The organism is Pseudomonas sp. GD04019 (genome assembly GCF_029837695.1).
Lineage (GTDB): Bacteria > Pseudomonadota > Gammaproteobacteria > Pseudomonadales > Pseudomonadaceae > Aquipseudomonas.
In genome coordinates, this window is sequence record NZ_JAOEEA010000006.1 from 74,801 (window position 1) to 88,752 (window position 13,952).

11 protein-coding genes are annotated in these 13,952 nt (G+C 62.1%); 6 read left to right on the forward strand and 5 right to left on the reverse strand.

Going from position 1 to position 13,952, the window contains the following annotated elements; all coding sequences use genetic code 11:
- Positions 1–86: 86 nt before the first annotated feature.
- The gene (locus N7607_RS11135) at positions 87–2,960 is read right to left on the reverse strand and encodes an EAL domain-containing protein (protein WP_279867848.1); all 2,874 of its coding nucleotides are present in this window, start codon (positions 2,958–2,960) and stop codon (positions 87–89) included.
- Between the two features lie 65 nt (positions 2,961–3,025).
- Positions 3,026–3,718, reverse strand: coding sequence for a Crp/Fnr family transcriptional regulator (locus tag N7607_RS11140; protein ID WP_279867849.1), 693 nt, complete (start codon positions 3,716–3,718; stop codon positions 3,026–3,028).
- A gap of 81 nt (positions 3,719–3,799) precedes the next feature.
- On the opposite strand from N7607_RS11140, the gene N7607_RS11145 reads away from it, so the two are divergent.
- From N7607_RS11145 to N7607_RS11170, 6 genes are all read left to right on the forward strand, one after another.
- Positions 3,800–4,324, forward strand: coding sequence for an Mpo1-like protein (locus tag N7607_RS11145; RefSeq protein WP_279867850.1), 525 nt, complete (start codon positions 3,800–3,802; stop codon positions 4,322–4,324).
- A 424-nt stretch (positions 4,325–4,748) separates the two neighbouring features.
- Positions 4,749–5,870, forward strand: a complete 1,122-nt coding sequence (locus N7607_RS11150) for a Re/Si-specific NAD(P)(+) transhydrogenase subunit alpha (RefSeq protein WP_279867851.1) — start codon at positions 4,749–4,751, stop codon at positions 5,868–5,870.
- Positions 5,871–5,881: 11 nt separating this feature from the next.
- On the forward strand, positions 5,882–6,196 hold the full coding sequence (locus tag N7607_RS11155) for an NAD(P) transhydrogenase subunit alpha (RefSeq protein ID WP_137973808.1): 315 nt from the start codon (positions 5,882–5,884) through the stop codon (positions 6,194–6,196).
- Positions 6,196–7,644: an NAD(P)(+) transhydrogenase (Re/Si-specific) subunit beta gene (locus N7607_RS11160; RefSeq protein WP_279867852.1), complete on the forward strand. Its 1,449-nt coding sequence runs from the start codon at positions 6,196–6,198 to the stop codon at positions 7,642–7,644. Before N7607_RS11155 ends, N7607_RS11160 begins: the two co-directional genes overlap by 1 nt.
- Before the next feature lie 99 nt (positions 7,645–7,743).
- Positions 7,744–9,186 carry an MBOAT family protein gene (locus tag N7607_RS11165; RefSeq protein WP_279867853.1) on the forward strand — a complete coding sequence of 481 codons (1,443 nt, stop codon included), beginning with the start codon at positions 7,744–7,746 and terminating at the stop codon, positions 9,184–9,186.
- A gap of 35 nt (positions 9,187–9,221) precedes the next feature.
- Positions 9,222–10,361 carry a hypothetical protein gene (locus N7607_RS11170; protein ID WP_279867854.1) on the forward strand — a complete coding sequence of 380 codons (1,140 nt, stop codon included), beginning with the start codon at positions 9,222–9,224 and terminating at the stop codon, positions 10,359–10,361.
- Here the strand turns inward: N7607_RS11170 and N7607_RS11175 are convergent.
- The 3 genes from N7607_RS11175 to N7607_RS11185 are packed head-to-tail and all read right to left on the reverse strand — an operon-like array spanning position 10,300 to position 13,905.
- Positions 10,300–11,409 carry a glycosyltransferase family 4 protein gene (locus N7607_RS11175; protein ID WP_279867856.1) on the reverse strand — a complete coding sequence of 370 codons (1,110 nt, stop codon included), beginning with the start codon at positions 11,407–11,409 and terminating at the stop codon, positions 10,300–10,302. The two genes, N7607_RS11170 and N7607_RS11175, sit on opposite strands and share 62 nt — an antisense overlap.
- On the reverse strand, positions 11,409–12,557 hold the full coding sequence (locus N7607_RS11180; RefSeq protein WP_279867857.1) for a glycosyltransferase family 1 protein: 1,149 nt from the start codon (positions 12,555–12,557) through the stop codon (positions 11,409–11,411). Before N7607_RS11180 ends, N7607_RS11175 begins: the two co-directional genes overlap by 1 nt.
- On the reverse strand, positions 12,529–13,905 hold the full coding sequence (locus N7607_RS11185; RefSeq protein WP_279867859.1) for a glycosyltransferase family 1 protein: 1,377 nt from the start codon (positions 13,903–13,905) through the stop codon (positions 12,529–12,531). The genes N7607_RS11180 and N7607_RS11185 overlap by 29 nt, the downstream gene beginning before the upstream one ends.
- Between the last annotated feature and the right edge of the window lie 47 nt (positions 13,906–13,952).

Genomic DNA, 13,952 nt, shown 5'->3' on the forward strand with positions numbered 1-13,952 from the left:
GGAATGCTCATTTACAGTTCGTAAACTGCGCTTCCTCGGCGCTTTTTGCCTTGTCTGGCTCTAATTCAGAAGCTCGTAAACAGGTTCTAACGCGCCAGCGGCTGCTCGGCGACCAAGGCATCGGCCAGCTCGCCCAGCGGCCGTGGACGGTCGATGAAATAGCCCTGGGCGTAGTCGATGCCCAGCTCGCGCAGGCAGTTCTGCGCCGCCTCGCTCTCGACGAACTCGGCCACCGTGCGCAGGCCCAGCTGGCGGGCGATCTGCACCATGGAGCCGACCATCGCGCGGTTGATCGGATCACGCTCGATGCCGAGCACGAAGGTGCCGTCGATCTTCAGCAGGTCCAGCGGCAGATGACGCAGGTAGGCGTAGGAGGCGAAGCCGCTGCCGAAGTCGTCCAGCGCCACCTTGAGGCCGCGCTGGCGCAGGCGCTCGATCCAGCCAGCCGAGCTGCCCAGCTCGGCCAGGGCGACCATCTCGGTGATCTCGATGCACAGACGGTCGGCCGGCAGGCAGTGGGTGTCGAGCAGCTCGTCGAGCAGTGCGTGGAACTCCGGATCGAGCAGCGACGGCGCGCTGAGGTTGATATTGACCTGGGCCAGCGCCGTCTGGTGGCGCGGGTTGGCCGCCAGCCACTCGCAGTAGCGGCGCAGCACCCAGCGGTCGATCTGCGCGAGGAAACCGTAGCGTTCGGCGGCGGAAAAGAACTGCCCCGGCGCCACCCACTCGCCGGATGCCGGGTCGCGATAGCGCAGCAGCACCTCGTAGTGCGCGCCCGCTTCCTCGCCCTGCAGCGGCCGCACCGGCTGGTAGAACAGCTCGAAGTGCTGCTGCTCGATGGCCTCGCGCAGGCGGGTGATCCATTGCAGCTGGCGTTGGTGCTCGACCAGCGCGCCGTCGGCCGGGTTGAACAGGTGCACGCGGTTACGCCCCTGGGCCTTGGCCATGCTGCTGGCGTTGTCCGCCCAGTTCAGCGCCTCCTCCCAATCGCGCACGCCGGACTCCAGCTCCAGCACGCCGATGCTGACGCACAGGCGGAACGGCCGGCCGCCATAGCTGAACACGAACTGCTCCACCGCCAGGCGCAGGCGCTCGGCCTGCTGCAGCGCCAGGGGCCGGTCGTAGCCGGCCAACAGCACGGCGAACTCGTCGCCGCCGATGCGGGCCAGCTCGGCCTGGCTCGGCAGGCAGCCGAGCAGGTGGCCGGCCAGCTGGCGCAGTAGCTGGTCGCCGGCCGAATGGCCGCAGAGGTCGTTGACCTGCTTGAACTGGTCGAGGTCGAGGAACAGCAGGTGGCTGAAGTGCCGCCCGTCACCTTCCAGGCTGCCCTGCAGCAGGCGCTCCAGTTCGCGGCGATTGACCAGTCCGGTCAGCGAGTCGTGCGCGGCCAGGCGCGCCAGGCGCTGCTCCAGGGCGCGACGCTCGCTGAGGTCGACGACTATGCCTTCGATGCAGTGCAGGCTGGCCTGCTCGTGCAGCGACAGGTGCACCCAGCGGTTGCGCCCGTCGGCCGTCTGCAGCTGCACCTCGCCGCTGGCGGTGGGCTGCGCCGCACTGAGCTGGCCACACAGGCGCTGCCAGTCGCCAGGCGCCAGCAGGCCCTGAATCGGCTGGGCCTGCAGCAGCTCGGCGTCGGCTTCCGCACGCCCGAGCAGGCGCAGGAAGCTGGGGTTGGTCTCCAGCAGCAGGCCCTGGCGGTTGCAGCGGAAGATGCCCTCGGCGGCATTGCGGAACAGGCCGCGATACTGCTCCAGGTTGACGATTGCCTGCTCGCGCGAGGCCAGCAGGGCCTGGCGCACGTCGTCCAGCTGGCGACCGTTGAGCACGCCGAAGAGGAACACGCAGACCACCGGCAGCCAGGCGTGCAGCACGTCGACCCAGGCGTTGCGCGGCACCACGCCGGCGCGGCTCAGGGAGAGCATCAGCATGAGCAGGATCGCCGCGCTCCAGAACAGCGCGAACCAGCCGGCATAGGGCCGCCGCAGGTGCAGGGCGAGCAGGGTCAGGCCGAGCTGGAACAGGCCGGTAGCCAGCATCATCAGGTTCATCACCTGCGCCGCCTGGCTATGCGCCGGGCTCAGCAGCACCCACGCCAGCACGCCGGCCAGCGCCACCAGCAGCAGCTCGCGCAGGCGCCGCGGCAGGCCCTCGTCCAGGCGCAGCGAGGCGCTGATGAACAGGGTGCTGAAAAGCAGAGTGAGCGCGCCGAACAGGTTGGTCTCGAACTGCATGGCCGGCGGCCAGTTGCGCCACAGCAACAGGTTGGTCAGGTCGTTGATCGCGGCGTTGTACCAGGCCACGCTGAGGATGGTCGCGCAGTAGTAGCCCAGGCGTCGGTCCGGGGCGACGGCGAACTTGAGCAGGTGGAACAGCGCCATCACCAGCAGCGCGCCGACGATCAGACCGTTGTTCAGCCAGGTGGTGGCCAGCAGGCGGTCTTTGTCGACCGCCGGCAGCAGCCTGATCGGCAGGCTCAGCGAGGACGTGCTGCGCACCCGCAGGATGACCTCCTGCGCGCCGACACCCTGGGTCGGTAGCGGCACCAGGAAGCCGCGCAGCGGCTCGTCGCGGCGAGCGAACGGCAGGTGGTCGCCGACTTGGCGGTAGAGCTGCAGGCGCTCGTCGGCGAACACCCAGATCTGCACGTCGTCGAGGTAGGTGTGGTCTAGCCACAGGTAGTAGCGTTCGCCGGAGCGACCCTGCAGGCGCAGGCCGAGCCACCAGGCGCTGTCGCTCCAGCCCAGCGAGGGAATGCTCCGCAGGTCCTGGCCATCGGTCAGCAGGCGCGCACGGGCCTGGTGCAGCGCCAGCTGCTCGGCGGGATCCTCCAGCAGACGCACGCCGGGCACCGTATCGATATCGGCGTGACGCAGGTCGAGCAGTGGCAGTTCGGCTCGCGCGGCACCGCAGAACAGCAGCAGGCACAACAGCGGCAGGAGCCGGTGGAGGACAGACAACATCGACACGACCTGGAAACGGGAGGGGGAGTGCTGGCGAAACGCCTTCTGCCAGCTTAGCCCAAGGCTCAGGCCACGCCTGCGGCCTGGCGCAAAGTCCCGAGATCGGTGATCTCGATTTCGCCGTAGGTGAGCCGCAAGGCACCGCGCGCCTCCAGCTCCTTGAGGATCTGGTTGGTGGTCTGCCGCGACAGGCCGAGCATCAGCGCCAGCTGCTCCTGGGCCAGGTGCAGCACCCGGCGCGGACCGGTCTCGCCGTAGCCCTCGGCCATCATCAACAGCCGCCGGGCCAGGCGCGGGGCAGCCGGCAGCAGGCTCATCTCTTCCAGGGCGATAAAGGCCAGGCGCAGCTTCTGGCTCATCAGCAGGGCGAAGTCGCGCCAATGAACGGGCTCGCGGGCGAGTAGCGCCAGCAGCGCCGCCTGCGGTATCTGCAGCAGGCGCGCCGGGCCCTCGGCGTAGGCGTCATGGGTGCGCGGCTGGCCGTCGAACAGGGAGATCTCGCCGAACCAGTAGGGTGGCTCGACCAAGGTCAGCAACGCTTCCTTGCCATCACGGCTGACCGCTCCGACGCGCATCATCCCCTCCAGCACGGCGTACAGCCCGCAGGGCGGATCGCCGCGGCGGAACAGACGCTGCCCCGGCTCCAGTTGCAGCAGGCGCGCCTCGCCCAGTAGCTCGTCGCGTAAGGTAGCGGGCAGATGGCTGAACCACTGGCCACTTTCCAGCAGGGGGCGATAGCGGGAGGGGGACTCGGACATGGCTTTGTCGCCTAACTGACAGTCGTGCACCGGGGGCTGGCGTGATCATGCCACCAACCCTGCCTTGCTGAGACTCTAATAATGAAAACCCTCGTCGATCATCTCGGCCAGTACGCGGAATACCACCGCGACCGCCGCAATATCCTCAGCCACTTCATCGGCATCCCGATGATCGTGGTCGCCGTCGCCGTGCTGCTGTCGCGCCCGGGCTGGGACATCGCCGGCCTGTGGCTGTCGCCGGCCCTGCTCACCGCGCTGGCCGCCGGCATCTTTTATCTACGCCTGGACCTGCGCTTCGGCCTGCTGATGGCCACCCTGCTCGGCCTGTGCCTGTGGGCCGGCGCCGCGCTGGCGCAGCAGAGCACCCTGGTGTGGCTGAGCGGCGGCCTCGGCCTGTTCGTGGTGGGCTGGATCATCCAGTTCATCGGTCATTACTACGAAGGCCGCAAACCGGCCTTTGTCGATGATCTGATGGGCCTGGTGGTCGGCCCGCTGTTCGTGGTCGCCGAACTGGGCTTCCTGCTCGGCCTGCGCCCCGAAGTGCAGGAAGCGGTCGAGCACCGCGCCGGCCCCACCTGCATCCGCCAACCCAAGGCCATCGCCTGATTTCCCCGCGGCCACACCTAGTGGCCGCCATCCACGGCGCACAGGCGTAGTCCTGCTGCGCCGGCTACTACATCGCGTCGCCTCCTCGACAGTTTCTGCCGCCCCTCTCCCACGCCCCGCCATACCCCAGCAAATCGACGAACGGCCATTCACGCCCCGAATACCGCTCTGCGCCGTGATCTGCCGCAAATTCGCCCTCATCCCAGCAATAACGGCACTTTGCGAACGCCACCAGGAACCAATAGTCACGCGATGACTTGTAGTTATCAAAGAGTATCGCTTCAGAATTTCTTGAAGGCCTCGGCATTCGCCTGCAAAATGCCGCGCCCGCCCTCTTCCGGTGCGGCTTTGTGCTGATCCCACACACCCGCGTGCCACACGTAGTGCGCCGGTTCATCAGAACGATCACGCAGGAGATTTTGAAGTGCACATCGGTGTTCCTCTCGAGACCCACGCCGGGGAGACGCGGGTTGCCGCGACGCCCGAAACCGTCAAAAAACTGGTTGGCCAAGGCCATCAGGTGACTGTTCAGGCCGGTGCCGGCATCAGCGCCAGCATCCCGGACAACGCCTATGAAGCCGCAGGCGCGACCATCGGCAACGACGCCTCCGCCTTCGGTGCCGATCTGGTGCTGAAAGTGGTCGCCCCGACCGAGGCCGAACTGGCCCACATGAAGTCCGGCGCCGTGCTGGTCGGCATGCTCAACCCGTTCTGCAACGACACCATCGCGCGCATGAATGCCCGCGGCGTCACCGCCTTCGCCCTGGAGGCCGCCCCGCGCACCTCCCGCGCGCAGAGCCTGGACGTGCTGTCGTCGCAAGCCAACATCGCCGGCTACAAGGCCGTGCTGCTGGCCGCTCACCACTATCCGCGCTTCATGCCGATGCTGATGACCGCCGCCGGTACCGTGAAGGCTGCTCGCGTGCTGATCCTCGGCGCCGGCGTGGCTGGCCTGCAGGCCATCGCCACCGCCAAGCGTCTGGGTGCGGTGATCGAGGCCTCCGACGTACGCCCGGCCGTTAAAGAGCAGATCGAATCGCTCGGCGCCAAGTTCGTCGACGTGCCGTTCGAGACCGACGAAGAGCGCGAGTGCGCCCAGGGTGTCGGCGGTTACGCCCGCCCGATGCCGGCTTCGTGGATGGAGCGCCAGGCCAAGGCCGTGCACGAGCGCGCCAAGCAGGCCGATATTGTCATCACCACCGCGCTGATTCCGGGCCGTAAGGCCCCGACGCTCCTTCATGAGAGCACAGTGGCTGAGATGAAACCGGGCTCCGTGGTCATCGACCTGGCCGCCGCTCAGGGTGGCAACTGCCCGCTGACCGAGGCCGACCAGGTCGTGGTCAAGCACGGCGTGACCATCGTCGGCCACACCAACCTGGCCGCGCTGGTAGCGGCGGATGCCTCCGCCCTGTACGCCCGCAACCTGCTGGACTTCCTCAAGCTGGTGATCGACAAGGATGCCCAGTTCCAGCTCAACCTCGAAGACGACATCGTCGCAGCCTGCCTGATGTGCAAAGGCGGCGAAGTCGTGCGCAAGAACGGCTAAGGAGTAGAGACATGGAACTGATTTCCCCCAGCATCTACAACCTGATCATCTTCGTGCTGGCCATCTACGTGGGCTACCACGTGGTATGGAACGTCACCCCGGCTCTGCACACCCCGCTGATGGCCGTGACCAACGCCATTTCCGCCATCGTCATCGTCGGCGCCATGCTGGCCGCCGCGCTGACCGAGACCGTGCTCGGCAAGTCCATGGGCACCCTGGCCGTGGCCCTGGCCGCGGTCAATGTGTTCGGTGGCTTCCTGGTCACCCGCCGCATGCTGGAAATGTTCAAGAAGAAGGCGCCCAAGGCGGCGGCGGAGAAGCACTGATGAGCATGAACCTGATCACCCTGCTGTACCTGGTGGCGTCCGTCTGCTTCATCCAGGCGCTGAAAGGCCTGTCCCACCCGACCTCGTCCCGCCAGGGCAACGCCTTTGGCATGGTCGGCATGGCCATCGCCGTGGTCACCACCGTGTTCCTGGTGTTCAAGCTGGGCGCGGAAATGGCCGAGGGCGGCGCCGCCAAGGGCCTGGGCTTCGTGCTGGTCGGCCTGCTGGTCGGCGGCACCGCCGGCTCCATCATGGCCAAGCGCGTCGAGATGACCAAGATGCCGGAGCTGGTCGCCTTCATGCACAGCATGATCGGCCTGGCCGCCGTGTTTATCGCTATTGCAGCTGTAGTGGAGCCGCAGTCCCTGGGCATCGTCGCCACCCTGGGCGATCCGATCCCGGCCGGTAACCGCCTGGAGCTGTTCCTCGGCGCGGCTATCGGTGCCATCACCTTCTCCGGTTCGGTGATCGCCTTCGGCAAGCTGTCCGGCAAGTACAAGTTCCGCCTGTTCCAGGGCGCCCCGGTCGTGTTCAAGGGCCAACATCTGGTCAACCTGGCGTTCGGCCTGGCCATCCTCGGCCTGGGCCTGTACTTCACCTTCACCGGTGATATCCGCGCCTTCGCCGTGCTGGTGGCCCTGTCGTTCATCATCGGCGTGCTGATCATCATCCCGATCGGCGGCGCGGACATGCCGGTCGTGGTGTCGATGCTCAACAGCTACTCGGGCTGGGCTGCGGCCGGTATCGGCTTCTCGCTGAACAACTCGATGCTGATCATCGCCGGTTCGCTGGTCGGCTCAAGCGGCGCCATCCTCTCGTACATCATGTGCAAGGCGATGAACCGTTCGTTCTTCAACGTGATCCTCGGTGGCTTTGGCGGCGCGGCAGATGCCGGCGGCCCAGCTGGCTCCCAGGAAGCTCGTCCGGTGAAGTCCGGATCAAGCGACGACGCCGCCTTCCTGCTGACCAACGCCGACACCGTGATCATCGTCCCGGGCTACGGCCTGGCGGTGGCCCGTGCCCAACACGCGCTGATGGAGCTGGCCGAGAAGCTGACTCACCGCGGCGTCACCGTGAAGTACGCGATCCACCCGGTTGCCGGTCGTATGCCTGGCCACATGAACGTCCTGCTGGCCGAGGCCGAAGTGCCTTACGAGCAGGTGTTCGAGATGGAAGACATCAACTCCGAGTTCGGCCAGGCCGACGTGGTGCTGGTGCTGGGCGCCAACGACGTGGTCAACCCGGCCGCGAAGAACGACCCGAAGTCGCCGATCGCCGGCATGCCGATCCTCGAGGCCTATAAAGCCAAGACCGTGATCGTCAACAAGCGCTCGATGGCCAGCGGCTACGCCGGCCTGGACAACGAACTGTTCTACCTGGACAAGACCATGATGGTCTTCGGCGACGCCAAGAAAGTCATCGAGGATATGGTGAAGGCGGTCGAATAAGACGCTCTCTCCACTCGACGAAAAACCCGGCTCACGCCGGGTTTTTCGTTTCAGTGCAGCCGGTTAAGCTGCTGGCCTCGCGAATAGGACAAGCGGCACATGCTCTTCAGCACATCCATCTTTATCTACGCCTTCCTACCCATCGCCCTGGCCGGTTATTTTCTCCTGGCCCGGATCGGGCAAGGCTCGGCTTCGCGGCTGTGGCTGGCTATAGCGTCGCTGTTCTTCTACGGCTACTGGGGGCCGAAATATCTGCTCCTGATCGGCCTGTCGATCATCGTCAACTATCTCCTTGGCACTCGAATCTCGCGCTTGGTATTGGCTGGCGGCGGCCCTACTCGGCAGAGCAAGGTTCTGCTGCTAATCGGCATTCTGCTGAACGTCGCCGGGCTCGTTTACTTCAAGTACACCGATTTCCTGATCGAGACGTTCAACACCTTGAGCGGCAGCGAACTAGCCAGCCTCAACCTGCTGCTACCGCTAGGCATCAGCTTCTTCACTTTCACCCAGATCGCCTATCTGGTGGACTGCGGAAGATGGGGAGTGCGTGACTACAGCTTGGTCAATTACACCCTGTTCGTGACCTTCTTCCCCCACCTGATCGCCGGGCCGATAGTCCACCACAAGGACCTGATGCCGCAGTTCGCCAGCACCACCAACCTGCGCTTCCGCCTCGATAATTTCTCGCTCGGCCTGTTCGTCTTCGCCATCGGCCTGGTGAAGAAGGTGCTGATCGCGGACAACCTCGGGCACTGGGCCAACGCCGGCTATGCCAGCGAGCAGACGCTGACGATGATCGAGGCCTGGAGTACCAGCCTGCTCTATAGCTTCCAGCTGTATTTCGACTTCTCCGGCTATTCGGACATGGCCATAGGCCTCGGCCTGATGTTCAACATCAGGCTGCCGCAGAACTTCAACTCGCCCTATCAAGCCAGGAACATCCAGGACTTCTGGCGCCGCTGGCACATGACGCTGTCCAGCTGGCTACGCGACTACATCTACATCCCCCTCGGCGGGAAGCGAGCCACTCTGCCACGCGTCTACTTCAACCTGTTCACCACTTTCCTGATCGGCGGCATCTGGCATGGTGCAGGCTGGACCTTCCTGATCTGGGGAGCGTTGCATGGCGCTGCGGTCGTGGCACATCGCAGCTGGCAGGACCTGGGTCTGCGGCTTCCCAGCTTGTTGGGCTGGGGGGTGACCTTCCTGTTCGTCAACTTCGCCTGGGTGTTCTTCCGTGCCGAGGACCTGCCGGCGGCACAGCACATGCTGTCCAGCATGTTCGGCCTAGGCGGCGCAGGCCTGGGAGGGATTGGCAGCACCCTACTACCACTCGAAGCAATGCTGAGCCTGGGACTCGCCGCGCTACTGGCATTCCTGGCACCGAACTCGCAACAGGTTGCCGGCCTCGTGCCTCATACTGGACGCTTACGCTTCAAGGAGGGATTGATCGCCGCCACACTGGTCGGCTTTGCGTTCTTCTACGCACTGGTCGCACAGGTACAGAACGCCCCGTCCGACTTCCTCTATTTCAACTTCTGACAATGGCTATCGAGATGCATAAAGCACGATTCGTTATGGCCTGTTTCGCGAGCTTCATGACACTTAGCGGAAGCTACTTCCTACTTATTGATCGCCTGGCAATAGTCAACAACCCTTTGGGAGTGTCGTACCGCCAATTTCTGCTGCGCGCCACCGACGACATTCCCGACCGAGTCATTGTGGAAAGCGGATCCAACTCCATTCATGCAGTGGATGCTCAGGCCATCGAACAACACTTCGGCAGACCGACCGTAATTATTTCGGATAGCGGAGGATATCCGCTCAGCCACAAGATTGAGCGCCTAGCCAACCACCTGAAGGCCGGCGACACCCTAGTTCTTCCTTTGGAGTGGGTGCAGTATCGAGCCGACGATATACTGCCTGCCGTCTATGTCGAGTCCATCCTGGATGAACGTGGCTCCAATGCCTTTTACTATCGAGAGCTGAGTTGGCCCGAACGCTTTCGCTTCGTCTATCAGAGCGTCCCACCCAGACTTGGCTTGCAAGCAGCCCTGCGGCTCAACGGGCTCGCATCACGCAATCCCCACATTGCTGCGAGTAGTCAAGAGTCTCTGGTCCGCTTCGAAAGCGAGATACGTCTATCTGCACGTGGCAGCCAGCTCATTGGTGAGCGGTCGGAGCTAGATTCGCTGACACGAGATCTGGCCTGCGACCACTATCTCTTCGGGGTATTCGAATTTCCGCAAATTAGCGACACCTTCCGCGATAACCTGCAGCGCCTGGCTGCATTACGCGATAGCAGCGGCGCAAGAATATTTTTTGCCTGGCCTGCCGTTGTGGCGCGAGACGAAAATGAGTGCTACCAGGTCTACAGCCAAGAGATAGAAAGCTACGTATCCGGAATTCGCCAGTTAGCCAAGGAGCAGGGCTTTAGCTTTCTGGGCACCCCCGAACAGAGCCGCTTCGATCACAGTTGCATGCTGGACACTTACTACCATGTCAGCTCCAAATGCGCGGAAATCCGCACGCAGCAACTGATCACAGACCTGCAAGCCCATGGGCTTATGCGCAAACCCCAGTTCGATGAAACTACGATCCAGAAACACCTACTGAACTATTTGAGGGAGCACGCTAGCAGCCAAACGACAAGCTTTAGCGGGCCAGCACTTCGTTATATACCTGCGTCATCTGACGCCCCATCAGCTCCGCAGTAAACAACTGAGAGTAACGGAGACCGGCCTCCACCCCCATCTGCTCCGCCAGCAAGGGTTGCTCCCAAAGAGTCCGCATCGCGTCGCGAAAAGCCTCTGAAGAGGCTGGCGGCACAACCAGCCCAGTCTCGCCATTGATATTGATATAACTAGTGCCACTGCCGATCTCGCAGGAGATCAGTGGCTTACCGTACATCGCTGCTTCCAGCAGGGAAATACCAAAGGCCTCGGAACGGAGATGCGATGGAAAAGCAAAAGCACTGCATAGCTGTAGCAAAGCGCATTTGTCATCTTCACCTACGCGTCCCACGAAAGTGACGTTAGTTAGTTTCAGCGCAGCCGCCTGACCACGTAGCTCCTGCTCCATCGGGCCAGCGCCAACAATGACCAGCGGATAACCTGTACCCGCTACAGCCTCCAGCAAGATATGCAGGCCCTTGTAGTAACGCAGCACCCCCACAAACAGGAAGAAACGTGAACCCAGCCGCGCGCGCCAATGCTCCAAGCGCGCTTCGGATGGCTTTGGATAAATCGCTTCATCCAGCCCATATGGGATCACTTGAGTCTTGTCGCGAAAGCCCTTTAATACCTCGCTACTCTCGAGGTAGTTAGGCGAGGCTGCAATGATGCGCTCGGCCTTGGAGAGAAAGCGGTGCATCAATGGGCGATACAGATGCAACAAGTACTTCTGGCGAACGATATCGGAGTGATATGACACCACATAGGGCTTTTCGACGCCGGCCAGCATATGCGCCACATCCATGAAAGGCCAGGGGAAGTGGTAGTGCACCAGATCGGCCTGCGCCGCCAGCGCTCGTAGGCGCCCTATAGCGCTGAAGGAAAACCCTGTGGATGCCACCTGTAAATCAAGCTTAGCCCGATACACCGGGTGGCTTCCCACTCGAGAATCATCAAGCTGGCTGGTGCTCAGGGTGAGCACCTGAGCCTCGACCCCTTGTATGCCAGTGCTCTCGCACAGCTGGTAAATCACCTGCTCAATGCCACCGACCGTTTCTGGCAGGTAGGTTTTGAAAAAGTGCAGCACTTTCATTAGCCAGCCAATGCCTCATGGTAGGCGCCAGCGGTAATCTGGGCACAACGCTGCCAGGTATAGCTTTGCGCTCTCGCTAGCCCAGCTTCACGCAGCCGCTGCCAGTGGGAATGATCTTCGATCAGTTGGGTCATGGCAGCCGCGCAACCGCTATCGTCACACGGATCGATGTAGTGCCCTGCCTCACCTGCCACTTCCGGTAGCGCCGAGGCTTGAGTAGCGATGACAGGCGTACCACTGGCCATGGCCTCCAGTACAGGCAGGCCGAAGCCTTCATACAGTGATGGAAACAGCAACAGCCGAGCCCCTGCAAACAGCTGCGCCAGACTTTCATTGCTTTGATAACCCAGCAGCCGCACCTGACCGCGTGCGATAGCTCGCTGCAAAGGCTCAGCAAGTTGCTGACTTTTCCATCCGGCCATTCCAGCCAACACCAGTGGGTAACACGCACGTAATGCGGCAGGCAGGCGCTCATGAGCATGAAGCGCCAACTGGAGATTCTTACGGGGCTCCAACGTACCCACGCATAGCAGGTACTTACCTGGTTGCAAGCCCAAGGTAGCAAGCAGCGGCATGAGCTGAGCCGCCGAACGGGGATGAAAGCGCGCAGCATGGCCCAACGGCGCCACCACCACACGCTGTGCTGGAACACCGTAGTGCTTGCAAACTTCGTCGGCAATGAACTGCGAGTCGACAAGTATTCTTTGTGCTCTGAGCACACTCTGCCCCGCATGTCGCTCTATCGCTGCCAGGCGATCTCTCGGCTGAGTGTGAGGGTAATGTACGTGAGTCAAATCATGCAGGGTCATGACCATGGGGCCGTCAAACTCGAACGGCCACAGGCTCGGTTCATGGTATAGCGCCGGACGAATACGACGCACACCCTGATTAAAACGAGCTTGCTCCACTACCCTGCGCACCCGATATGCATCTGGCACCACGCGTTTGATTAAACGACTGATCTGGGAATAGCCAGGCATAGCCGCAGCCGGCAATGTCCGCTGCCAGGCCAGGCCAGTAAACAATTCCGGGCACACAAGCTTCTGAGCCTGCAAGGCGCTCGCTAGCTCCGCCACATACTGGCCAATGCCAGTACGCGGTGCACGCAAGATGCTGGCGTTAAGCGCGACGGTTGGCCGGGGACTCATGAACCTGCTCCGCGCGCCCGGCAATACGCAGGGTCTTGTCCAACAACTGCAAACTGGCTTCGCGCCAATCAATCCATTGCCATCCTGCTAACGCCTTAGAGACAGGGAACTGCCCACTGTGCAGGTGCTTTTCAACCAAACTTGCCAGAGCCTCCGGGTCAGCCAGATCGAAATAGGCCACATAATCATCGCCAATCTCGCGGAACACCGGAATATCGCTGGCCATTACCGGCACACCGCGTTGCATAGCTTCCACCAAGGGTAGACCGAAGCCTTCGGCATGGGACGGAAACACCAGCGCACGGGCGTGTGCATAGGCATATTCGAGACCTGAATCGTTGAGTCGATTGAAAATGAACAACCTCCGATTCAGCTCCGGATGATGCTGAATGCGCCCGACCAGTTCCTCACTCTTCCAGCCGACTTTACCGATAATGCACAGACGGGCCTCTACACCGCGCGCCCATAGACGCTCAAAGGCATCCAGCAGATAGGCGTGGTTCTTCCTCGGCTCGATGGTACTGACCATCAGGTATACCGGCATTGAACCTGAAAATACCTCCTGCAGGGCCGGATCCAGTTGAGTGTCACGCGTTGCCAGATCAAGCTCTGACCCTAGATAGAAGTGATCGTAGAGGCGCGAGTCAGCCACCTCTGCCCCCTGGCGCGCGTTCACAGCGTGGCGCACATCCTGCTCTACCGTGCGGGAAATGCAGACAAAGCCATCTGCAGTGCGCGCGATCCAGTCGAACCAGCGCTCAAACACCTTGGTCAAGCCGGCATCGCAGAACTGCGGATGAGTCAGCGGGATAAGGTCATAGACCACTGAGATGATGCTGGCACCCCGAGCCTTTAGGCGGTCGGCAAGATCATAAAAGTCCAGGTGCCAAGACGAGTCGAGCAATAGAAATATGTCACCATCAACGATGTCTATCGGCTCACTACGCTGCAAAGCTGCGGCATTTCTCCGATCCAGCCATAGGCATGCGCGCAATGGCAAGGTAATAGCCAAGTTGAAAACCTTGCATAGGGTGAAGAAGGGTAGACGTAAAAACCCTTGGCCAAGCACCGGTATGCACGTGAGCAACGCGGAATATGCCCCCCAGTAACGTACGCGTAGGTAATCCAGATACTGTGCCCATCGTCGCTGCCACGATAACTTGAGCCCCGGTTGAGGCAATAGAGTCAATACGCGTCGAAGCTGGCCGTTTTGCATGACCACAGGAATACATTCACAGTTGGCATCATTATGCTTCAGCTCTCGTATCACGTTACGCACCACACGCTGGATCCCAGAGTTGAGGTCTGGGTGTTCGAAGACATAGGTGCATTCGATGAGTAAGCGCATAGCTTCCAAATTGCTCCATAAACTAGAAAGCAACCACTATCGGCATT